Annotated in this window: 20 protein-coding genes and 2 tRNA genes; 13 read left to right on the top strand and 9 right to left on the bottom strand. The window is 41.6% G+C overall.

The window, feature by feature from the left end:
• Positions 1 to 44 precede the first annotated feature (44 nt).
• Positions 45 to 2837, top strand: coding sequence for a M16 family metallopeptidase (locus tag J1N51_RS03720; protein WP_208832642.1), 2793 nt, complete (start codon positions 45 to 47; stop codon positions 2835 to 2837).
• 162 nt (positions 2838 to 2999) lie between these two features.
• Positions 3000 to 5138, top strand: a complete 2139-nt coding sequence (locus J1N51_RS03715) for a S9 family peptidase (protein ID WP_208832641.1) — start codon at positions 3000 to 3002, stop codon at positions 5136 to 5138.
• A gap of 82 nt (positions 5139 to 5220) precedes the next feature.
• Here J1N51_RS03715 and J1N51_RS03710 read toward each other — a convergent pair whose 3' ends face one another.
• The 5 genes from J1N51_RS03710 to J1N51_RS03690 form a co-directional block, all read right to left on the bottom strand.
• The gene (locus J1N51_RS03710; RefSeq protein ID WP_208832640.1) at positions 5221 to 5550 is read right to left on the bottom strand and encodes a TusE/DsrC/DsvC family sulfur relay protein; all 330 of its coding nucleotides are present in this window, start codon (positions 5548 to 5550) and stop codon (positions 5221 to 5223) included.
• A gap of 67 nt (positions 5551 to 5617) precedes the next feature.
• Positions 5618 to 5896 (bottom strand): DsrH/TusB family sulfur metabolism protein, encoded by a 279-nt coding sequence (locus J1N51_RS03705; RefSeq protein ID WP_208832639.1) that lies wholly within the window; start codon positions 5894 to 5896, stop codon positions 5618 to 5620.
• A 10-nt stretch (positions 5897 to 5906) separates the two neighbouring features.
• Complete coding sequence (gene tusC / locus J1N51_RS03700; RefSeq protein WP_208832638.1) at positions 5907 to 6269, bottom strand: sulfurtransferase complex subunit TusC; 363 nt, start codon at positions 6267 to 6269, stop codon at positions 5907 to 5909.
• A gap of 12 nt (positions 6270 to 6281) precedes the next feature.
• Entirely contained in the window at positions 6282 to 6638 is a 357-nt protein-coding gene (gene tusD, locus J1N51_RS03695; RefSeq protein ID WP_208832637.1) for a sulfurtransferase complex subunit TusD, read from the bottom strand.
• Between the two features lie 152 nt (positions 6639 to 6790).
• The gene (locus J1N51_RS03690; RefSeq protein WP_208832636.1) at positions 6791 to 7453 is read right to left on the bottom strand and encodes a Bax inhibitor-1/YccA family protein; all 663 of its coding nucleotides are present in this window, start codon (positions 7451 to 7453) and stop codon (positions 6791 to 6793) included.
• Between the two features lie 397 nt (positions 7454 to 7850).
• On the opposite strand from J1N51_RS03690, the gene J1N51_RS03685 reads away from it, so the two are divergent.
• From J1N51_RS03685 to J1N51_RS03660, 6 genes are all read left to right on the top strand, one after another.
• A tRNA-Ser gene (locus tag J1N51_RS03685) sits at positions 7851 to 7942 on the top strand.
• 86 nt (positions 7943 to 8028) lie between these two features.
• A tRNA-Ser gene (locus J1N51_RS03680) sits at positions 8029 to 8120 on the top strand.
• A 373-nt stretch (positions 8121 to 8493) separates the two neighbouring features.
• Positions 8494 to 9876, top strand: a complete 1383-nt coding sequence (locus J1N51_RS03675) for a metallophosphoesterase (RefSeq protein ID WP_208832635.1) — start codon at positions 8494 to 8496, stop codon at positions 9874 to 9876.
• A 94-nt stretch (positions 9877 to 9970) separates the two neighbouring features.
• Positions 9971 to 11080, top strand: a complete 1110-nt coding sequence (locus J1N51_RS03670) for a lipid A-modifier LpxR family protein (protein ID WP_208832634.1) — start codon at positions 9971 to 9973, stop codon at positions 11078 to 11080.
• Positions 11081 to 11316: 236 nt separating this feature from the next.
• Entirely contained in the window at positions 11317 to 12291 is a 975-nt protein-coding gene (locus J1N51_RS03665; RefSeq protein WP_208832633.1) for an endonuclease/exonuclease/phosphatase family protein, read from the top strand.
• A 215-nt stretch (positions 12292 to 12506) separates the two neighbouring features.
• The gene (locus J1N51_RS03660) at positions 12507 to 13604 is read left to right on the top strand and encodes an NAD(P)/FAD-dependent oxidoreductase (RefSeq protein ID WP_208832632.1); all 1098 of its coding nucleotides are present in this window, start codon (positions 12507 to 12509) and stop codon (positions 13602 to 13604) included.
• Positions 13605 to 13633: 29 nt separating this feature from the next.
• On the opposite strand, the gene J1N51_RS03655 is transcribed toward J1N51_RS03660, so the two are convergent.
• The 3 genes from J1N51_RS03655 to J1N51_RS03645 are packed head-to-tail and all read right to left on the bottom strand — an operon-like array spanning position 13634 to position 15722.
• A complete protein-coding gene (locus tag J1N51_RS03655; protein WP_208832631.1) occupies positions 13634 to 14377 on the bottom strand; it encodes an SDR family NAD(P)-dependent oxidoreductase in 744 nt (247 codons plus the stop codon).
• A gap of 9 nt (positions 14378 to 14386) precedes the next feature.
• The gene (locus tag J1N51_RS03650) at positions 14387 to 14779 is read right to left on the bottom strand and encodes a thiol-disulfide oxidoreductase DCC family protein (RefSeq protein ID WP_208832630.1); all 393 of its coding nucleotides are present in this window, start codon (positions 14777 to 14779) and stop codon (positions 14387 to 14389) included.
• Between the two features lie 37 nt (positions 14780 to 14816).
• On the bottom strand, positions 14817 to 15722 hold the full coding sequence (locus tag J1N51_RS03645; protein ID WP_208832629.1) for a TIGR01777 family oxidoreductase: 906 nt from the start codon (positions 15720 to 15722) through the stop codon (positions 14817 to 14819).
• A 155-nt stretch (positions 15723 to 15877) separates the two neighbouring features.
• Here J1N51_RS03645 and J1N51_RS03640 point away from each other — a divergent pair, with 155 nt between their 5' ends.
• The 3 genes from J1N51_RS03640 to J1N51_RS03630 all read left to right on the top strand — a co-directional run bounded on the left by J1N51_RS03640 (position 15878) and on the right by J1N51_RS03630 (position 19443).
• Positions 15878 to 16963, top strand: a complete 1086-nt coding sequence (locus tag J1N51_RS03640; protein WP_208832628.1) for an AI-2E family transporter — start codon at positions 15878 to 15880, stop codon at positions 16961 to 16963.
• 68 nt (positions 16964 to 17031) lie between these two features.
• Entirely contained in the window at positions 17032 to 17538 is a 507-nt protein-coding gene (locus J1N51_RS03635; RefSeq protein WP_208832627.1) for a TIGR03546 family protein, read from the top strand.
• 15 nt (positions 17539 to 17553) lie between these two features.
• The gene (locus tag J1N51_RS03630) at positions 17554 to 19443 is read left to right on the top strand and encodes a TIGR03545 family protein (RefSeq protein WP_208832626.1); all 1890 of its coding nucleotides are present in this window, start codon (positions 17554 to 17556) and stop codon (positions 19441 to 19443) included.
• Between the two features lie 72 nt (positions 19444 to 19515).
• On the opposite strand, the gene J1N51_RS03625 is transcribed toward J1N51_RS03630, so the two are convergent.
• Complete coding sequence (locus tag J1N51_RS03625) at positions 19516 to 20313, bottom strand: PEP-CTERM sorting domain-containing protein (RefSeq protein ID WP_208832625.1); 798 nt, start codon at positions 20311 to 20313, stop codon at positions 19516 to 19518.
• 220 nt (positions 20314 to 20533) lie between these two features.
• On the opposite strand from J1N51_RS03625, the gene J1N51_RS03620 reads away from it, so the two are divergent.
• A complete protein-coding gene (locus J1N51_RS03620) occupies positions 20534 to 21331 on the top strand; it encodes an acyl-CoA thioesterase (protein WP_208832624.1) in 798 nt (265 codons plus the stop codon).
• A 142-nt stretch (positions 21332 to 21473) separates the two neighbouring features.
• The gene (pdxH, locus tag J1N51_RS03615) at positions 21474 to 22109 is read left to right on the top strand and encodes a pyridoxamine 5'-phosphate oxidase (protein ID WP_208832623.1); all 636 of its coding nucleotides are present in this window, start codon (positions 21474 to 21476) and stop codon (positions 22107 to 22109) included.
• Position 22110: the final 1 nt, after the last annotated feature.

Genomic DNA, 22110 nt, shown 5'->3' with positions numbered 1-22110 from the left:
GCCTTATCACGTGATCTTATAATAACTACACGGAGTCAAATCGGATGAAGGTATTTGCCGCTGGTCAAAAATCAAAATTCGCGAAAACAGTGATTGCTTCTGCAATGTTTGTTGCATTAGCTGGCTGTTCTGCTACTCAAACGTCTTCAACAGCGCCAGAAGTTGTTGTTTCAAATGCCAAAATGGAATACGTACGTAGCGTTGAAGGGATTGAGGAGTATACCCTTTCTAATGGGATGAAGGTGCTTTTATACCCAGATTCAGCTCAACCTAAAACTCTGGTTAATATCACCTATAGAGTTGGCTCTGTTCATGAGAATTACGGTGAAACGGGTATGGCCCACTTGCTAGAGCACATGTTGTTTAAAGGCTCTACGAGTTACAAAGACATTGATTTAGAATTCAATAAGCGCGGTATGCGTGTAAATGCGACGACGTGGTTAGATAGAACCAACTATTTTGAATTGTTTGAGTACGACGAGACCAACTTAGAGTGGGCTCTGGGCATGGAAGCGGACCGTATGGTTAACGCAACCTTCACGGCCGAGCAGTTAGAATCTGAGATGACGGTTGTCCGCAATGAAATGGAGCGCGGTGAAAACAGCCCATTTAGAATGTTGTCGTCGCGTTTGTCGTCAACGGCTTATTTGTGGCACAACTACGCAAACTCAACAATTGGCGCGCGTTCTGACGTCGAAAACTTCCCATTTGATAAGCTTCGTGCGTTTTACAAAAAACACTACCGTCCGGATAATGCAGTATTAACCCTCGCTGGTCGTTTTGAAAAAGACAAAGCCATTGAGCTTATCGAAAAAACATTCGGTAAATTACAGCAACCTGAAACACCGATTGAGCCGCTATATACAGTAGAGCCAACTCAAGATGGTGAGCGCGAAGTAAACTTACGCCGCACAGGTGACGTACCTATGATTGGCGCTGTGTATCATGTGCCTTCGGCGCTTCACGAAGATACCCCAGCTCTTCAAGTATTGGCGACCGTGTTATCAGACAGTGCTCGTGGCCGAATGCAAAAGCAATTGGTCGAGCCAGGTTTAGCGACGGGAGCAACAGCGTTTTCTTATCTATTGAAAGACCCATCAATCTTTATGTTGGTAGGTCAGGGCAGTAAAGATAAAGACACTAAAGAAATGGAAAAAACACTGATTTCTTTGGTAGAAGACTTAGATGAAAACAAGGTGACAGCTGAAGAAGTTGCGACGGCTAAGGCGGCAATCTTAAAAGACACAGAAGAGTCTTTGCGCAATGTTACAGGCGTAGGCATGGAGTTATCAGAATTTATCGCGATGGGTGATTATCGTTATATTTTCTATTTCCGCGATTTAGTTGAAAAAGTCACTGTTGAAGATGTGCAGCGTGTTGCAGAGAAGTATTTTGTTTCGAGTAACCGCACGATCGGGCGCTTTATCCCAACCAAAGAGCCGGTTCGTGCGGAAATTTCGGAAGCGAAAGACATTTCTGAAATATTAGCCGACTATAAAGGCCGTAAGGCGGTAGAAAGTGGTGAAGTGTATGACAACACAGTAGAAAACGTGTTGGCTCGCTTGCAAGAGTTTGAATGGCAAACGGGTACCAAAGTCAGTGTTTACCCTAAAAAACTTCGTGCCGGTGAAGTACATATCGCAATGAACTTCCCGGTCGGTAGTGACAAAACTCTAAAAGGTTATGAGGCGGACTTTAAACTCTTAGGTGGCTTGTTGTTCTCAGGAACAAAAACTTACAGTAAAGCAGATATCGCTTCTAAGCTAGATGCGTTAAAGGCGTCAGTAAGTATTTCTACCCGCTCGTTAGGTGAAATTAATGTCTCTATCAAAGCAGTTAAAGAAAACCTAGATGAGACGTTACTGTTTGTTCAAGAGTTAATGACGAACCCTGCTTTTGATGAGGCTGAAATCGAAATCGACCGCAAAGCTTCAATCACAGGGCTAGAAATGAGCCGCAGTGAACCTCGTTCTGTTGCGCTTAATGCGCTAAACAAGGCATTTGACGGTTATGGAAAGGACAGCGCGTTTGGTTATAAAACCATTGACGAGCAAATTGATGGCTTAAAAGCGGTTAATCAAAAGCGCCTTAAAGCACTACACAAATCATTGTTCGACGCTTCCAACGGGTTTATCTCCGTTGTTGGTGACGTTGAGCCTGAAGCGATTTCTAAAGACTTAGAAGCTTACTTTGGTGGCATCGACGGTTCAGCCGATTATATTGAACCAGAGCAAACTTTTGTTAGTCCTGCGGGCCTAGACATGTGGATTGAGACGCCAGATAAAGCCAACGCTCAGTTGTATATAGCCCACACGGTTGACTTAAATGAGCAACACCCTGATTTCCACGCAGCGTATATCGCTAACCAAATCTTTGGTGGTAGTGGTTTTGCTTCGCGCTTGATGCAGCGTATCCGAGTCAAAGAAGGTTATAGCTACGGCACAGGTTCTGGCCTTGGTCTAGAGTACGATGAAGAAAAAGGTCTTTTCTACATGTCAGCGATTGCTGCGCCAGAAAACATGAAGAAAGTTGTGGAAGCTTATAAAGAAGAAGTCCAAAAAGTCTTGGACAATGGCTTCACAGAAAAAGAAGTAAAGGATGCCATCGAGGGTGCTCTTAAATCACAGCGTGTTACTTGGTCGTCTGAAAGCTACATTGCTCGTATGCTGAACGAAAACAAAAAAGTAGAACGCGATATTCGTTGGTTTAAAGAGTATCAAGACAAGGTTCAGGGTTTGACTGTAGAACAAGTCAACGAGGCATTTGCTAAGTACATTGCAACCCAAGAGTTGAATGTTTTTGCTGCGGGTGACTGGGCAAAAGTGAACAAACAGTAATTTATTAACTGGATTAGCAATAACAAAAGCGCGGTCAATTGGCCGCGCTTTTTTGTTATTAGTCTCAGGAAATTTTTCTAATTCAATTAGATCCAGTAGACTGATTTCAGTTGTATTACCAAACTACTGACAAAACAGTATTAATAAGAATAAGGACTTGTTATGCAACCTATTCCTAAGCGAACACTCGTGACCGCCGTTTCTTCATTGTTGGCGGTGACCTTGTCTTTTGACTCCTTGTCTTTTGACTCAGCAAATAGCGGGACAGATGAACACGGCGAAGCAACCTCGATTGCCGCGCAAACTCAAAGTAAATTCAGTCCTGAAGATATTTTTGAGCTTGAGTATGCGGTTGATCCGCAAGTTTCTCCAGATGGCAAATGGGTGATTTATACTCGTCGTACTAATGACATCATGACTGACGGCACTCGTAGTAACTTGTGGATAGCCAAAACTGACGGCAGCCAGCATCGCCCGCTACTATCAGGGAAAAAAGCTTTCTATGGCGCCAAATGGTCACCGACCGGCGATCGCATCGTTTATCAATCGAATGAAGAGGGCAAAACACAACTCTATGTTCGTTGGATGGATACAGGTCAAACGGCACTGATTTCAAACGTACCAAAAGGGCAAGGAAATGTGACCTGGTCCCCGGACGGTCAGTACCTTGCTTTTACAATGTCTGTTGATGACACTAACCGCCCGTTTTCAGTCAAAATGCCGAAAAAGCCAAAGGGCGCCACTTGGTCTAAGCCAGTAAAATACGTCACTAAAGCGCGATATCAAGCGGACGGAGCCGGTATTTTGGAGCCAAGTTTTAGACATATATTTGTGATCCCAGCTGATGGTGGAACGGCAAGACAGTTAACCTCAGGTAACTATAATCACGGCGGCAACTTGACCTGGTCTAAAGATGGCAGTGAGATATTTTTCTCGGCTAATCGCAGTGACAATTGGGAATATGAGTCTCGTGAATCGGATATTTACTCAGTTACTGCATTTGGCCCAAATGCAGGCACGATAACGCAAATTACCAATACCCCAGGTGATGAATACTCGCCTGTCGTATCGCCAAATGGCAAATACCTCGCATATTTGCATTCTGACAACAAAAAGTTGGCGTATCGCAACCGTCACTTATTTGTAAAAACTTTGGGTAAACAAGACAGCAAAAACATCACCAGCGATATCGATAACTCAGTGTCTGGACCGATTTGGAATGAAAAAAGCTCAGGGCTTTATTATCAAATGACTGAGCGCGGCACCATTACTGTCGGTTATTCAAGTCTAAAGGGCAAACACAAGAAGTTGGCCACTGGGTTAGGTGGCACGACAATTGGACGACCTTATGCGTTTGCTGCTTTTCACGCAGATGATGATGTGATTGCCTACACCAAAGGTTCAGGCCAGCGTCCGGCTGATATTTTTGTCAAAGATGGCCGTGATGAAGTGAGAATTTCTGCCCTTAATGAAGATTTATTAGGTCACAAAAAACTAGGCGAAGTAAAAGAGATCATCTACAACTCTTCTATTGATGGTGAAGAGATTCAGGGTTGGTACATTTTGCCGCCGGATTACGACCCAACGAAGAAATATCCATTAATATTAGAAATTCACGGTGGCCCTCATTTGGCCTATGGACCTCATTTCTCGGCTGAGCTACAACGTTTTGCCGCCGAAGGCTACATAGTGTTTTATGACAATCACAGAGGCTCAACAGGTTACGGTGAGCGATTTGCTTTGTTATTACAAAACAAATATTCGAGCAAATGGGACTTTGCCGATCACATGTCGGGCGTCGATGCGTTAATCGAGAAGGGCATGGTTGATCCAGAACGACTGTATATCACGGGTGGTTCTGCTGGTGGTATTGCGACGGCTTATGCGATTGGTTTAACAGACCGCTTTAAAGCGGCAGTTGTAGCCAAGCCAGTGATTAACTGGATATCGAAAGTTTTGACGGCTGATAGTTACCTAGGTCAGATCCCTAACCAATTCCCTGGAATGCCTTGGGAAAATGTAGAGCACTATTGGGAGCGTTCACCATTGTCACTAGTAGGCAATGTAACCACGCCAACCATGTTGTTGACTGGTGAAAATGACCGTCGTACACCTATGTCAGAAACTGAGCAGTATTACCAAGCGCTTAAGCTACGCAAAATTGATACTGTAATGGTGCGTGTGCCTGACTCACCGCACGGTATAGCCGGCCGTCCGTCTCGAATGATTGCTAAGATTGAAAACATTCTAGGGTGGTTCGAAAAATATTCGGTGAAGGCTGAGAAGACAGACACCAAATAATTGTGTCCGTTAGCTTAAATAACAAAACCTCGATGTATGTCATTACATCGAGGTTTTTTTATAGGAAAGACCAAACGTTAACTTATATACATTTAGCTGGCTTTGGCAGGCCCGCGATGCGCGTAGCTTGTTTTGCGGGGCCCTTTGGGAATAATTTGTACAGATATATACTGTTGCCTTTTTCTTCGCCAAGTTGTTTGGCCATCGCCTTTACCAGCATTCTGATGGCTGGAGAAGTTTTGTATTCTTTATAAAAGTCTCGTACAAAATGAACCACTTCCCAATGGTTATCAGTCATTTCTATGTTTTCTAGTGAGGCAATATGAAGGGCCAAAGGCTCACTCCAGTCCTCTAAATTGGCAAGGTATTCGTGTTTGTCGGTTTCGTATTGTTTGCCATTATATTCAATCATGAAATTGTAAAAGCCTTTGTTTCTATAATTTGGGAAAGTAATAATTGTTGCTGTTAGCTCAAGCTGTTTACCAGCTCAACACGTTGTTGGCTTGCTCAGTGAGTTTGACCCATTGCTCATCGTCTAAAATTTCAATGGCTTCACTTGGGTGAATGTTTCTGGCTAACACGTCAGTTGCCCGTGCGTATAGCAGCTCAGACGGGCTAGTGATGTTCGCTTGTAACAGATAAACGGCATCTTGCATAAAAAACACACGATCAGTCGATGTCACCAAAGGTTGGGCTTTGAGCCAACCGTCAGGACTAAAAATCAGGTGCAGACTGTATTCATGAGAAGAGAAGGGCATGTCGCTTTCCTTAAATAACGTAAACGTGGTCGGCGGCTTGTTTTAATGCATTCAGCTGTTGTTGTGACGCAAGCTGAACACCATCAATTAATTCGTGTTGGTCAAATCCATATTGTTCGAGGCTAGCACGACATGCATAGACTTCTTCAATATCGTAAATCTCAAGCGCTTTAATGGTGCTTAAATAATCCTTTTGACCGATAGATTCTGGGTCTTGATGAGCCAGGGTCTGAAACACGCCTTGGCCCAAAAACATTACTTTTACGGATTGTTCATACGAGCCAAAAATAAGACTTAAATCTAACGCTTCCTTGCCTTGCAAGTCATTAAAACTAGGTAGTGTGTGGATCACTAAGATGTTTTTTACGTTCATTCCTGTCTCCACTTATTTAAACTGAATGACTTTGTCAGCTAGCGTTGATGCCTCTGCGTACTCGGCGAGTCCCGCGATTTTAAAGCCATTAGCTAAGTGCGCCTCATTGACACCGCGCTTTACCCCGGCGGTGACACACAGCCAGATAGGAACACCATGGGTGTTGTGCAGGTCTTGCAATGCTTGTTGACCGTTAAACTCATCACTACTGATCTCAAGGTTGGGCAGGGCAATACTTGCACCGTCTTGATACAAAAAAATAGCATCAATCTTATGACCTTGTTGAATCGCTGCCGTGGCGAAATCAGTGGCTGAACGCACAGATTGATGTGACCAAGGCGAGCTATGGATCATTAAGAGATAACGCATAAACGAATTTAAAACCTGTTATTGTAAAAAAAAAACACTGAGCAACCTTGCCTTTAAGTTTAAATCAATTTGGCTAATGAACCTAGTCAGCAGGTTTTAAAAAGCAAAAAAAAACGCTGCACGAGGCAGCGTTTTTCTGATGAACGTATCTTTTAATCATCACCGCTTAATGCGTTAAGGATGTTTAAAAGAGAGATAAAGATATTGTAAATCGAAGCGAACAATGCAGCTGCCGCTAGGATGTAGTTTGTCTCACCGCCACGTACAATTGCTTGAGTTTGAAGCATGATTGCACCTGAAGAAATCATGATTACAATACCGCTAATAGCTAGGCTTAGAGCTGGCATCGCTAAGAAAATGTTGGCAATGATTGCAACAATCGCAACGATGAAGCCCGCAGTGATCATGCCGCCCATGAATGATAAGTCGCGCTTAGTTGTTAAAGCATAAGCAGACATACCAAAGAAGCTTAGCGCCGTGCCCGCTAATGCCATCAATACGATGTCAGCACCGCCAGCAGCAACGTACATGTTTACGATAGGGCCAACTGTGTATCCCAAAAAGCCAGTGTAGGCGAAGATAGTTACTAGGCCCATTGATGAGTTAGCTGTTTTGTGTAGTAGGAAAGATAAGCCTAACGTACCAACAAAAAAGATGATGATGTTTGGCATTGGTAAATTAAACGCCATCGCTACGCCTGCAACAACAGCAGCAAACGCTAAAGTCATCGCTAAAAGTGAATATGTGTTTCTCAGTACACGGTTCTGCTGTAATGCAGACGTCTGAGTACCTTGATACGCCATTCTACTGTCCATTTGGAACTCCTATAATGTTCTATAAATGTTTTTAATTATAAAACGGTTAATGTTTTACCTTGCGGTAGTGTTCATTAAAATTTTTACCTGGTCAATATATTGTGGTTATTCTCAATTCTTTCAATGACTGTACGATGAAAATTTCGGCACAGTTTAAAAGCACAACCTGTTTCACAATAAAAGATCACTCATGCCTATTTATATTTAACGACCTAATCTAGTTATATGGATTAATACAAATATGATTGGTTCCCACAAATCGACTAAAAAACCGATAAATTGCATATAAAAATGACACTTTGGTTCAAAAATCACCATTCAAACCATGAAATTAACATTTTTTTAAAGTAACCCTTTACAACGTCCAAGAAGGTCACTAATATGCGCTCCATCAAGTGGAGAGGTGGCAGAGTTCGGTCGAATGCACCTGACTTGAAATCAGGCGAAGGGTTAAACCTTCCGGGGGTTCGAATCCCTCCCTCTCCGCCACTTACATAAATTAATGAGTTAACCGATTATATAACTTGTTAATGACCTAAGACATATTAGTGTCGACATAAAGGTCCAATCTTTTTGGAGAGGTGGCAGAGTTCGGTCGAATGCACCTGACTTGAAATCAGGCGAAGGGTTAAACCTTCCGGGGGTTCGAATCCCTCCCTCTCCGCCATATAAAACAACCCGCTCATTGAGCGGGTTTTTTTATATCTGCGAGATGGGTCGGGATGAGAACACCCGCTGGGTTCGACAAATTTGTTGGGAACAAATTTGAACGCCGAAGGCGGCCCGAAGGGCAAAATACAGGATGTATTTTGTAATCCCTCCCTCTCAACGTCGTTGTGAGGGCGATTATTTGATATTAAACGCTACCGAAGTAAGTGAGTTACTCACAAGAATTTAGCGGATATTAGATTCGACTATTGGTCTCAATAATTGAAAGGCTATTCCTCAACTAAACTTTTCGTTAATTTTTACATGAGTTGTGCAAAATCTTAAATTGCGTCTAAAGTTTAATCATTATTCATGTGATAGGGACGTTAAATATGAAAGCTTCCATTTTGTTCTTAATTGCACTTACTTTAAGTGGCTGCTCCATTTTCCGCTCTAATATCGGCACTAAACTTGATACTGGCTTGTCAATTGCGTTGATAGCTGATACTCAAGTGACCTCCCCTTATAAAGGGAAAAATAAATTCAGAACAATTGAAGCTGACTTCATTGTTAACGTAGCAATTCGAACAACTGCACAAGAAGAGCTTTCATTAAAGCATTTGAGATTGCTTCTTGAGGATATAGGTGAACAAAATGTCGATATCATCACATATTTGGGAGATGGAGCTAATAGTGGTTGCAAAGATGAAGTTTCTGGATTCTTTAAAGTTTTAGAGGAGTCTCGAGCTCGACTACAAAAACCTTTATTCTTTGTAATAGGCAATCATGACTATTTAGCTACTGGAAACCAACCATCAATTGAGGCTCTAGAAGACACTTGTAGTGAAAAGAACGGCTTTGTATCTAAGCTCGATTTAATTCGAATCGTACAAAAATTTAACCTTGATTCATTTAATCAATATAAGGGCGATTACTTATTGTCATTCAAAGACAATGTCGAAGATTTATCAAATGAATGTTTACTCTCTATTGTTGAAAATCAACAAAAAAGTGGTTGTTTTTACGGTGCAATTATAACTTATTTGAAAAATGGAATATCCGGCGAGTTAATTTTGGCAGATAGCTCAGACTATAAGGATATAGATGTACAGCCAGCATTATTGCGAAATGATTTTTATGGCCATCGGGGTTCAATTTCATGGAAAGGAGAGTCTCAAACAAGCTGGTTTATATCAAATTTTGGAAATCCAACTGTTCGTATAATTGCAACTCATTACCCAATAGAAAATTTAGCCTACGTTAGTGCTGGCCCAATTGGTCGGCCAGGCGACTTGCTACTGAAGGGACGCCATTCAAACCTATGGTTAACAGGTCACTCACATGAAAAAAACGCGGATGATGTAATTTTTACACATAAGATCGGGTCAGGAGATGAAAAAAGGTTTACTACCCAAATAAACGTGGGCTCAACAACTGATTTTACCCCTCACTTTTCAATTGCTACTTCAGTAGAGAAAAGGGTAATAAAAAAGTCATTTACTTCTATAGAAAAGATTGGGTCTAAGAGTTGTGAATTAATGTTAGATAGCTTAGGAGCATTTGATCTTTTACAAGTGTTGGATGTTCAACATTCCCAGCAAGATCGACTGGGGTTAACCGGTTTGTATCGAAACAAGAATTACAACACTGAAAATGCACGACGAAATATAAATACTTTGCTGGATAGCGTCTCTGAAGATGATAAGGGGAAATTGATACGTTGTATGATGTATGAAGCCTCAAAGAACGAAAGCGAACTAAGAAGTGTTTTGTAATAAACGGCTGATAAATAAATTAAATATACAGATACTATATTTGTTTTATCTTTGATCGAAATGGTACTTATTGGTTCTTGATAAGGAACTTATTATGAAAATACAACAATTTGTTTCGTTATTACTTTTAATTGTTTTTTCGTCATCAAGTTACGCTGAAAAGTGTTCAGCCGTAAAAAATAAAATAAAGCATGGTCACAGTGTATTTTGGGATGCGGATACATTTCGATTTGAAAATGACATGTTTGATATTCTTGGTAACAATGATGATCAAAATTACACATACGGTGCTTCTTGGGGATGGGGAAATTGCAAGGCTCAAGCTCACCCTCTTTATGCAGAATGGGCGACTGACTTTTTAAGTTTTGATAGCGTTATGTTCCATAAACGAGCTCATCATTTTGAAATAGCATTAACTAATTTTACACCCGACGAGTTGCGCTCTGAAACTCCAGTTTTAAATGACCGCCCCTATGCGTCATTGCTATCTGCAACCTCTACGCTTTATGCCGTAAATCAGAGCGATGAAAGTATTAGCTATGGAGCTTCTTTTACATATGGCTTATTAGGCCTTCCATTAGGTGGTGCACTTCAGGCTACATGGCATGACGTGCTTAGGAATACATTTGACAATAAAGAACCTTATGATCCAAAAGGTTGGGACAACCAAATAGGAAATGGTGGTGAGTTAACAGCTAAAATTGAGTATTCAGTCCACAAAAAGTTTGGGAATTTTGGTACTAGTAATTCCGAACTAGTAGGTTACAGCAGCTTAAACCTTGGATATTACACTATGGCATCCTTTGGTTTCCTTTGGAATTCAAACCAAGAGTATATCAATTATGCATATGATGCTTTTGTATTAGCCAACCCAATGGGGAGCAATAATAAGATGATGGGAGTTCAACCACTTAAGAAAAGTTTTAGTTGGGCAGATACGAACATTTTCTTTGGACTACAAGCAACAGCAGTCGGATATAATGCACTACTTCAATGTCAAGGAAAAGGAGTAGGAAGTCAACATTGTCTAGCCTCTGATGATGTAAGTCCTGTATTAGGTGAGTTTACAATTGGTGCACTTATACCGTTTGATGACTACAACATTATTATTTCCTGGCATGGAAGAACCTCTGAGCACAAAATGGAGGGGCCATACGAGAGGACACACAGTTGGGGTGGTATTACATTTAACTGGAATAATTAATTTTCAGTTAGTTTTGCAAGCTGCCACTAGATGGCTTCAGTTTTTTTTATATGGATTCTGGACGGGATGAGAACACCCGCTGGGTTCGACAAACCGTTTTCTTGTTTTCGTTCAGCAACACTTTATTAAGGTCAAACGTCTTAATAGACCCTCAATTATTTGTCATAAAACGGTTAAACTAGCCCGCTACACTTTAGGTCTCACGCTTGAAAAAGCATCTAATAAGAAAATAAACAATGAAATTACAAATAGTTAAAAAGTCGCTATTAGCATGTGCGGTAACGCTGTTAGTAGCAGGTTGCCAAGCTGAAAACCCATCAGTTGATTCTAAAAACTCGTTGGCAGGTCAATCTAATCGAGTATCGGAAAATGCCAATGGAACTTCTTCAAATTTAACAATTGCAACATGGAACTTAGAGCACCTTGCATACCCAGCTGAGGCTGGATGTCGACCTCGCACGTCAGAAGAAATGGCAAAGTTAAAAGCTTATGCCAACACAATTAACGCGGATATTGTTGCGATGCAAGAGGTTCATTCAGCGCAAGCCGTGCACCAAATTTTCCCGGCGTCAGATTGGCAAGTAGTTATGTCAGGACGTGCGGACAATGAGCCATTTGAATGTCGCAGCAACGGTAATATTTCTACTCAACAAAAAGTTGCCTTTGCTGTTAAAAAAGGACTAGAAATCCAAAATGTGGATTCAAAAGCTGAATTTGCGCTTAACTCACGTGGTTTGCGTCACGCTCTTGAGATATCAGTTAACAGTGATTTAGGTCCAATGTCATTGTTAAACGTACACATGAAAAGCGGCTGCTTCGTCCCAGATTATGCTAAATCTGATAAACGTTCATGCCAAACTTACGCACAACAAGCGCCAATTTTAGACGAATATGTAGAAACTAAAGAGTTGGGAAATACCCCTTACGTTATTTTGGGCGACTTTAATCACAGATTGGCAGAGCCAGGTAATGCGATGGCGTCACTTTTAGAACAAAACTCTAATGGCAGTGTCTCTACACTTCAAAACACCACAAAAAGCCTAAAAGGGTGCCATCAGTATTACCCAGTACCGATTGACCATATTTTGATGGGTAAAGTCCCACAAACTGTGGCAAAACAAAGTGCTGATGTACACCACTATCAGGACATGGAGCCTAAGAGGATGTTAAGTGATCATTGCGCCGTCACTTTGACTTTATCAGCAAACTAACGCAGCGTTCTCACCTTAAATCTCATTTTCAAATTAAACTTCAGTGGCTAGCTTTAAAGCTGGTCACTGTCTTTTTATTGATTCGTCATTTTCAGATTTATAAGCCGTTAATTGATTTACATCAAGCTGACTCACTGACACTAGGAGTACAGTTTTTGTACGTTAAGTGAACTAAACAAAACTTTGCACGTAATAGATAAGTTAAAGGTAAATAAATGGGATCAAATATGAAGGTGGCAATTATTGGCGCAGGTATGTCGGGTTCATTACTTGCGAATAAACTAAATGAACAAGGTGTTGATGTTACTGTCATTGAAAAATCGAGAGGCAGAGGCGGGCGAATGTCCACTAAGCGTTTGTCATGGGCAAACTGCGATATGGGCGCGCAATATTTTACCTTTAGAGACTGCCAAACAAAGCCATTACTGCAACGTTGGCTATCTGAGGGCTTGATTAGTCCTTGGCCCTTTGAACCAAGTCGGATTAGAGGAGGGGTGTTACTCTCGTCTTTTGATAAAGAAGAGCGCTACGTATCAACGCCCGACATGAACTCTCTTGCCAAATCACTACTTACTGACGTCAAAATCAAACTCAATTGCCGAGTTAACAGGGTGACTCGCGACGATACTGATGAATTATTACCTAAGTGGTTTTTGTGGGACGAGCAAGGCGACCTAATAGGTGTTTACAATTGGATAGTCTCTACTATTCCAGCCGAGCAAGCCGCTGATTTATTTGAAACAGAACCAGAAATTTATCAATCCATTCCTAAACGCGTTCATTCACCTTGTTGGGCCGTAACAATAGCAACCAAAGGTGAAGTACACGATGATGTCCAAGGCGTATTCGGAGAGCGAGAAGTATCTTGGCTTGCACGACAGACCACACGTCCAGGTAGAGAGGGCGTAAGTAGTGAGGATGATCCTCATTACGACGATATTTGGAATATTCATTTCTCTCCTGAGTTTACCGAACAACACAAAGATAAATCTGCCGCAATGATCGAAACTATGGCGTTTGATTGGTTAAATCAGTTGCTTATCGACAACGATAAAACAGAAGGAATTGTCGCCGTGGAGGGGTACTGTCATTACTGGCGTTACGCGCGGTTGAGTTTGGATTATGAACAGCAAGTCGAACAACAAGGGTGTAACGCGATAGTGGACTCAAGTCAGCAAGTCGCAATCATAGGTGACTGGACTTGTGGAGGTCGAGTTGAAGGAGCTATGCTTAGCGCGATCAAATGTTATGAAAAGCTATTGCCTTTCATAACTTTTAACAAAAAGAGAATAACGGTCAGTGAGCATGCGTGACAAACTAAATTACCAAGGTATAGATTAAATTACCAAGGTATAGCCGCTCCCTGCCAGTCGACATAACTCAGGGTGTTATCGAATTTTTGTGCTTTAACGACGTTTAGAAAGTAGCGCGCTGACTGACGTTGATCAAACAGTTGTTCGCTCGGCACATTACTTTGGAACGGTTTGGATAGTGGCGAATCTGTCGTTCCTGGGTGGTAGCTTATGAGTTTAATCCCTTTGTAACTTCTGGCGCACTCAATCGCTACGTTCTTCAATAGCATGTTAAGCGCCGCTTTACTGGAGCGGTAACTGTGCCAACCACCTAAACCATTATCTCCAATGCTGCCTATTCGCGCTGACAAAACGGCTATTTTAAACGACTGTTGTTTGTCTACATTCGCAAGTAGTTGTTGGATGATAACGACGGGGACTGTGGTATTGGCGTGTATAACTTGCTCAAAGTGGTTCGCCTCAAATTGAGAGAGGGCTTTTTCTGGCATGAATTCTTCATTGTGTAATATCCCGTTAAAAATATACGCTCCCTTTAGATTCGAATGCTTGAGTTGCACTTCGGTTAATGCTTTAGACAAAGATTGTTGGGTATAGTCAGCAACAGTTATCCAATGTAACTCAGAGTCGTACGAACTCAGGTCGTCGGGAAGTGTGCCACGAGAAAAACCATAGATTGTGACTTGATGCTCGGGACTTTGTGTATCAATCAACTCTTTTATCACGCCTCTGGCAATCGCGGAGTTCGCCCCAAACACTAAATATACGTGTTCCATATTAAGTCCTTAATCTGGACGGCCAATTTGGCAAGATTCACAACGTGCTTTGCCGGTTAAAATGGCCGAAATTGAATAACGGTTTTTGGCAAACCAGAGGTAAACAGGATCGGCAAAAAAGCGAACCCAACGCCAAGTTAGAGGTTTAAACAACCAGCCTTTACCAACGAGTGCCCATGCTTGATAAGTAACATCTAACGCTGTGATTAAATCACCTTGCGGAGTGATAGCGTGGAGAATGCGGTTAGCATGACTCGGGTCGACTTGAGGATACTTTTGCATCTCTGAGTCTAGTTGAATATTGATAAAATCAATTTGATGTTGATGGTCGTGTTTCGACAATTTTTTCATTTCTGCGACGCACAAAGGGCAACAACCATCGTAAAACAATTTAAAACTCATGCTTTATCTCTAATTTAGATTACAAAGACCTTTACGGTCAGTGCGAAACCACTTCATCCAATGCAGGCTTCAACGTCTCGTACTTAAAGTTGAAACCTGCTTTGACTAAATTTTCTGGAATTGCATTTTGACCATAAACCAATAGGTCGGCCATTTCGCCCATAATAAGTCTTAATACAAACTCTGGTACGGGAAACAAGCAAGGTCGGTTCAGTGATTTTGCTAGGGTTTTGGCAAATTCCGCATTGGTAACGGGGTGAGGCGCAGTAAAATTAAAAGGCCCATTTAAAACAGGGTGCTCAATCAAAAACTGAATACCTGCGACCATATCGTCAATATGGATCCAAGGCATAAACTGTTCACCTGAGGCGATTTTGCCACCAAGCCCCAGCTTAAATGGTAAAAGCATTTTATCGAGTGCGCCGCCAGAGTGGCTCAGAACAATACCTGTGCGCAACAACGCTACGTTGGCGTGTTTGGCTTGTAATGCGATGTCTTCCCAACGCTGACATAAGGTATGCGAGAACTCTGGAAAGTGAGGGCTGTGCGTTTCGGTTATCAAGCCTTTCGGCTGACGACCATAAATGCCTACGGCACTGCCACTTATAAAACGAATAGGGTTATCGGCATTGCATTCTCTATTAATTTTGTTAACCAATTGCTCAGTCAATTGCCAACGAGATTGGCACAAAGTACGTTTTTGTTGTTGAGTCCATCGCTTGTTAACAATCGGCTCGCCGGCAAGGTTAAGAGCCACGTCGAAGTTCGCCATGTTTACTTGAGCCAAATTATCAATAATCGAAACTTCATCTTTCAGATTTTGCTTTGCTTTGGATACATCACGGGTCAGTACCGTAAACTCATATTCAGCACCACTTGCCAAACTACTTTCGATAAATGTTCGGCCAATTAGGCCGGTGCCACCCGTTACTAAAATTTTCATTATCTTTTCGTTAATCAATAAGGATTTAACTTGTTTATTAAGTGTAGTTCTTTTACGGTACTTAGCTCGAATTCGCTCACTCTTTTGAATGTAAAACCTCGGTAGATCCATTACACTGTTGTGGTTCAAGAGAAAGATTGAAAAAGGAAATCAATTTGGAACTCAACCAACCTAAACGCGCGACGCCTTATCTAGTTGCGTTTGCCTCAATCATAATCATTATTGCCGGTCTTAAAGTAGCAGCGCCTATTTTGGTTCAGCTACTGATGGCGCTATTTGTAGCAGTTATTTGCATGCCGTCTATTCGTTGGATGGAAGACCATAAAGTCCCTCGTTCAATGGCGGTTATCATAGTGTTGGCTGTGATATTAGCCTTTGTTTATGCCATTTTTGCCTTGGTAGGAGACTCGATTAACGCATTTAATGCCAATAAAGAGTTTTATATAGAGCAGCTAGACGGACGGATTAAGTCAATATTTGCGTGGTTGTCAGAACAAGGTATACCAGTTGAAGCCGTCAACATCGGTGCCGCCTTCGAAAATATCGATATTATGTCGATGATAACGCTCGTATTGGGTGGGGTGGGCAACATATTTAGTGACTTCTTTATCATCTTTTTAAGCGTTATCTTTATTTTGGCTGAAGCTACAAGCTTTCCAGCAAAATTCGCCAATGCCTTTGCTGATGCCAAAGACAAGATGGTCCATGTAAATCACATACTGAGCAAAATTCGTCATTACTTAGCGATTAAAGCCGCCACAAGTTTGCTAACTGGCGTATTAGCGTCAATTTGTTTGGTCATTATTGGTGTTGATTATCCTTTTTTATGGGGCATGTTGGCCTTTTTACTTAATTTTATTCCTACATTGGGCTCGTTAATTGCGGCGGTACCGCCGGTGATTCTTTCGTTGATTCAGCTGGGGCCGATTGGTGTCGTTTGGACAGCGGCGAGTTATTTTGCGATTAACAACATTGTTGGTAACTATTTAGAACCCAAGCTAATGGGGCGGATGTTAGGTTTGTCTGCGTTTGTTGTGTTTTTATCTTTAATTGTCTGGGGTTATATCTTTGGTTCTGTTGGCATGTTTTTGTCAGTGCCATTAACTATGATGATAAAAATCGCCCTTGATACCAGTGAAAAAACACGTTGGTTAGGAATTTTGTTAGGTCCAGAGGACGACGCAAATGTAAAAGCGTTGGACGAACCAGAAACGTCTTTGGAAGAGACGGAAAATAAGTAGTTTTTCAAAGCTATACTGTTAAGGCCACTTGGCTGTTTTTATAAGTACAGAAATAAAGGGGATAGTTTGTGCTTACATTATTAGCGAAAATATTAGGAGCATTGAGCTCTGACACTCGACCACTGCAACTCTCGTTGGCGTTTGGGTTTGCGTTTTTAATTGGGTTTAATGGCTTCTTGTCCTTGGTTGGTCTTGCCGTTATTGCTCTGTTGTTTATTGTACGAGTTAACCTATCTATTTTTCTCGCTATGTCTGCGGTGTTTGGCGTGCTGTCTTTGCTGTTATCGCCACTAACTGCTGGCTTAGGTAAGTCACTATTAACTGAACCTACATGGGCAGAGATGTGGACCTCTTTATACAACACCTACTGGTTCAGAGTGTTTGAGCTTAACAATACCTTAGAGTTAGGAGCTGCGGTATTTTCTTTATTTGCTTTTGTGCCTGTCGTTGTTGTTGCCCATTGGCTTGTCCTCAAATATAGAAAAGTATTTATGGACTGGGTGAGTAGGTTTAAGGTCGTACAGACGCTTAAAGCATCGAAGTTTTACCGTATTTATGAAGCTGTTCACGGTTAAGGTGAGGGACGCACAATGACAGATAAAGTAACTGAAACAACCAATGATAAAGCGGCACAAAAACAATCGTCCAAGCCAAAAAACCAGGGCATGATTCGTCCAGTGGGTACGGGTGCACTGTTTGCGTTGACTGGAAGTGTATTTGCCGCCGGCTATTTTGCTGCAGAGCCAATCACAAAAAGCATAATCACCTCTGTGATGGAAAATACCATTGGTGCTGAGACCAACATTGATTCGGTAGATTTGAGTTTAAGTCCGTTTGGTATCGCAGTGAATGGCCTTCAACAAACGGATCCTGAAGACCTTAATCGCAACTTATTTGAGTTTAAAACTGCTTCAGCCAAGGTCAACCCGTTTGAGTTAATATTGGGTAATACCGTAATTGATGATTTAACCGTTGATGGGTTGCAGTTTTATACAGCTCGTAGTCAAGCTGGAGAAGCGGTTGAGCAAACGGCTCAAGGCTCAATCAAAGAAAGCGCCAGTGAGTTTGCTGGTGGATTAGAAGTTCCAAGTGCCAAAGACGTGATTGCTAATGCAGACTTATTGACTGAGCAAAAAGGTCGTCAGCTTAAACAAGTGTGGCAAACTGAAAACAAAGCACTCAAATCAAAAGTAGAGGCTTTGCCGAGTAAATCGTCAGTAGACAAATACAAAGCGCAGTGGCAAGAAATTCAAGATACGAAAATACAATCCGCAGAAGACATCGCGGCGCTCAAAGCAAAAATTGATAAGTTAAAAGCAGACATCAAAAAGGACAGAGCTGCAGTAAAAGAACTCAGCGAACAATACAAGGTCAGCAAAACCAACGTAGATGTTGCTTATAAAGAGCTTAAGGCGGCGCCTGGCCAAGATTGGCAAAACATTAAAGCTAAATATCCAATCGACGACCCAAATGCTGTGGCCATCTCAAAATTGATTTTTGGTGATGAAATTACGGGCTATTTAGTTACTGCCCAACAAGCTTACGAAAAAGTAAAACCATATATCGATGCCAATAAAGAGGTTAAGGCTGAAGACAAACTCTCTGCAGAGTCACTTATTGAAGGCGAGTATATCGAGTTTCCATTGGATAACCCGTATCCGTCTTGGATAGTACAAAACCTTTTGGTTAATGTGTCTGCACCGTCTGGAGAGCAGTTTAAACTGACTGGGCGCGAAATTAACATAGAGCACTTTATTCGTAACAAAGACAGTCAATATCAAGTCGCTCTTGTTTCGAGTGATCCTAAAAAGCGCTTCGACTTAGAAGGCCGATACGCGGTTGATCAAGCCAAAAACTTTTCTACCCAAGGTAATTACGGTATCGCTAATTTACCTGTGGTAAATAAGCAGCTTTCAGATAGTGACGATATTCAATTGACAATGACGGACGCACTTGTCTTTGGTGAGGGCAACTACCAGTTTGATAGCAATATTATCAGCACTAATGACATTCGCTTTGAAGGCGTTAAATTAACCGGTAATGCAACGACTGAACTGGCGAAAATTGCTCTGAATACGTTAACTCAGGTTAATAAGTTCGGTTTAAATGTAGGTATTACAGGTCAGCCTGACTCGCCGGATATTAAGATAAAGTCGGATTTAGACAATCAGCTTAATAATGCCTTTAAGTCTCAAGTTAAAGCAAAATGGAATGAGTTTGAGGGCGATGCCAAACAGCAACTACAGGCCAAATTGCAATCCGAGCTTAACCTAAACTCTGATGACTTAGCTAAGTTTGAACAATACAAAGAACGCTTGGGTAACCTTGAGCAAGAGTTCGAGAAGTTCAAAGAAGGCCAATTAGACGGTCTTATTGAGCAAAAGAAAAAAGAACTCGAAGACAAACTCAAGAACAAAGCGAAGGACAAACTCAAAGACAAGTTGAAAGACAAGTTAGGCGATTTTGACTTTGGTCTTTAACACAAGTTGAAGTTGAGAGATTAAAAACAAAAAAAGACGCTGAATAAGCGTCTTTTTTGTAAGCCTGAGGTTTTAGCTCAAACGACGGCGACCCAAAATGAATGCCATACCCGCTAGCATTAATGCCCAAGCCGTAGGTTCAGGCACCTCTGTTGGATCGGTTGGGTTTGTCGGCCCAGTTGGGTCAGTCGGGTCAGTTGGTGTACCTGTACCAGGCTCACGAAGAGACATGCTATAAGAACCCATATCAGTTAAAGTCATCACTGGTGCACCTTGAGTAAATGGTTCATTCAGCGCCATTGACAAATAGAAGTCATCATTCATAGCGTTTGTGTCCAAATATGAAGTCGAGTGTTGAACAAATAGACTACCAAAGTCTAACGACTCGACAGTAAGGCCAAAAGACTGTGGGGAATCACCACTTGCAGGAGCAGAGTTTGAGAAAAAATATGCATCAGACTGATCTGTTCCTGTTGGATCTTGCTGAACAAGCGTAAAATCATAAAAAGATAATGATGCTGTAGGGCAAGTTGTTGCGCCAGAACAGTTGGTGCCATTTAGCCAGTCACTTAACTTAAAGCTAAAAAATGGATTGTCTTTGTCATCATCAAACCAAAAAGACGCTTCGTAATCAAAATTAAGCACTGGAGAGCTAACAAAGCTATCTACAGTAGGGGTTAAATCTGTCAAAGGTGTGTTGAAACTGAAAGTGCCAGCACCATTATATTGACCAGAATATGGGCCTTGTGAGCTAATAGCCAAAATAGAACCACTGTAAGAGATATCAAATATGTTGATGAAGTCTGCTTTCGCTACAGCAGGAACAACTAATGCCGATGCCAACAATGAAGATAGGATAAGTTTTTTCACTATTAACCCCTTAAACCACTAACAGTGTAAATTTGTTTACTTTTTTAAATCCAAAAGGGCTAAAAATATAAAAATTTATGCCTTTTTATAATTATTGGCGATTTTGCTGGAAAATCCAGCAATTAGCAAGCTGTTTTAAACTCAACAATTGTTTTAATTCAGTTGTTTATTGGCTACACTCATTAACATATTGAAGGAAGTCCGACCAGTTGAGGCAAAAATGACAATCGACCAACTATTTGAAGCGTTTAACCAACCAGCCGATGTATATAAGTTAACAATCCCAGATCACTGGTCACAAGGGCGTACAGTATTTGGCGGTATTTCCGCAGCACTTGCTTACCAAGCATCAGCAAACCTAATCTCAGACGGTAGGGAGTTACGCGCGTTTCACTGTAACTTTGTTGGCCCTCTTAACGTTGAGCAAGAAATTGAAGTCAGTGCTGAAGTGTTGCGCACTGGTAAAAGCGTGACCCAAATTCTTGCCAAAGTAACACAAGCGGGACAAGTTGGGGTGATGGTGCAGTTGTGCTTTGGTGTCGCTCGAGAGTCTAAACTCGATTTTAAAGATCATCCTAGCCACAACATGCCACTGCCCAAAAAGCCGAAGTTTATTCCACAAATTCCTAAAATAGTGCCTAAGTTTATTCGTCATTTTGATTTGGCGATGGAAGTTGGTTCATTTGGTGTTGGTTCGACGCGTGATCCTGAAATGCACGGTTGGTGTCGTTTTAGTAAAGCCCCTAAAGAAATCAGTATGGCGCACTTGATTGCGATGATGGACTGTTGGCCACCGAGTATGTTCCAAATGATGAAAATCCCGGCGCCAGCGAGCACTATGAGTTGGGATATCGAATTTATTCACCCGGTAAGTAAGATCAATCCAGAAGATTGGCTAGCTATGGTTGTTAAAGCCAGTCACGTAAATCAAGGTTATGGTCACGAAGAGGCAAAATTCTGGGATACCAACGGCAATTTAATTGCTTTGTCTCGACAAGTCGTAACCGTGTTTGCGTAATATATTTCGCACATTTTAACTATTTAGTCGGCTGTTAATTTTTTGATAAACAATGAGTCTTTGTTGGTTTTTATTCGTATAATTGACAAATCACACTGAAAAACAACCGTGTAGGTCAGTTGCAAATACAGAGGATACCAAAGTGGAACTAGCTAATTTACGTCGTGAATATTGCCAAGGTAAGTTGACCGAGCAAGATGTAGATGACAATCCAATCGTGCAATTTGAGGCGTGGTTACAACAAGTCATCGACGCTAAATTACCGGATCCAACTGCTATGGTTGTTGCGACAGTGGATGAATCTGGGCAGCCTTCACAACGAATAGTGTTGCTTAAACACTGCGACCAAAACGGATTTGTATTTTTTACCAATCTAGGTAGCCGTAAAGCGCAAGAGCTCAAAGCCAATCCAAAGATTTCATTACATTTTCCTTGGCATATTTTAGAGCGACAAGTCATTGTTTATGGTGAAGTCGAGCCACTGAGTCAAAAAGAAAATATGAGTTACTTTTTATCTCGTCCAAAAGAGAGCCAGCTAGCGGCATACGCCTCACATCAAAGTCATCCAATTAGTTCGCGCGATTTGTTGATGCAAGGGTTCGAACGAATGAAACAAAAGTTTAAAGACGGTGCGATTCCGGCGCCTGACTTTTGGGGTGGGTTTAGGGTAAAACCGAGCAAAATTGAGTTTTGGCAGGGTGGTGAACATAGATTACACGACCGTATTTTGTATGAATTAGTTGGTGAAACTTGGTCTAAAAAGCGCCTCGCTCCCTAAC

The organism is Psychrosphaera ytuae, assembly GCF_017638545.1.
Classification (GTDB): Bacteria; Pseudomonadota; Gammaproteobacteria; order Enterobacterales; family Alteromonadaceae; genus Psychrosphaera; species Psychrosphaera ytuae.
The sequence above is the reverse complement of the archived record's forward strand: the minus strand, read 5'-3'. Positions and strand labels throughout refer to the sequence as shown.

Bases quoted from the DNA above. Each gene is read 5' to 3' on its own strand.
- J1N51_RS03720 (WP_208832642.1), top strand. From the start codon at position 45: ATGAAGGTATTTGCCGCTGGTCAAAAATCAAAATTCGCGAAAACAGTG.
- J1N51_RS03715 (WP_208832641.1), top strand. From the start codon at position 3,000: ATGCAACCTATTCCTAAGCGAACACTCGTGACCGCCGTTTCTTCATTG.
- J1N51_RS03710 (WP_208832640.1), bottom strand. From the start codon at position 5,550: ATGATTGAATATAATGGCAAACAATACGAAACCGACAAACACGAATAC.
- J1N51_RS03705 (WP_208832639.1), bottom strand. From the start codon at position 5,896: ATGCCCTTCTCTTCTCATGAATACAGTCTGCACCTGATTTTTAGTCCT.
- tusC (WP_208832638.1), bottom strand. From the start codon at position 6,269: ATGAACGTAAAAAACATCTTAGTGATCCACACACTACCTAGTTTTAAT.
- tusD (WP_208832637.1), bottom strand. From the start codon at position 6,638: ATGCGTTATCTCTTAATGATCCATAGCTCGCCTTGGTCACATCAATCT.
- J1N51_RS03690 (WP_208832636.1), bottom strand. From the start codon at position 7,453: ATGGACAGTAGAATGGCGTATCAAGGTACTCAGACGTCTGCATTACAG.
- J1N51_RS03675 (WP_208832635.1), top strand. From the start codon at position 8,494: ATGAAAGCTTCCATTTTGTTCTTAATTGCACTTACTTTAAGTGGCTGC.
- J1N51_RS03670 (WP_208832634.1), top strand. From the start codon at position 9,971: ATGAAAATACAACAATTTGTTTCGTTATTACTTTTAATTGTTTTTTCG.
- J1N51_RS03665 (WP_208832633.1), top strand. From the start codon at position 11,317: ATGAAATTACAAATAGTTAAAAAGTCGCTATTAGCATGTGCGGTAACG.
- J1N51_RS03660 (WP_208832632.1), top strand. From the start codon at position 12,507: ATGGGATCAAATATGAAGGTGGCAATTATTGGCGCAGGTATGTCGGGT.
- J1N51_RS03655 (WP_208832631.1), bottom strand. From the start codon at position 14,377: ATGGAACACGTATATTTAGTGTTTGGGGCGAACTCCGCGATTGCCAGA.
- J1N51_RS03650 (WP_208832630.1), bottom strand. From the start codon at position 14,779: ATGAGTTTTAAATTGTTTTACGATGGTTGTTGCCCTTTGTGCGTCGCA.
- J1N51_RS03645 (WP_208832629.1), bottom strand. From the start codon at position 15,722: ATGAAAATTTTAGTAACGGGTGGCACCGGCCTAATTGGCCGAACATTT.
- J1N51_RS03630 (WP_208832626.1), top strand. From the start codon at position 17,554: ATGACAGATAAAGTAACTGAAACAACCAATGATAAAGCGGCACAAAAA.
- J1N51_RS03620 (WP_208832624.1), top strand. From the start codon at position 20,534: ATGACAATCGACCAACTATTTGAAGCGTTTAACCAACCAGCCGATGTA.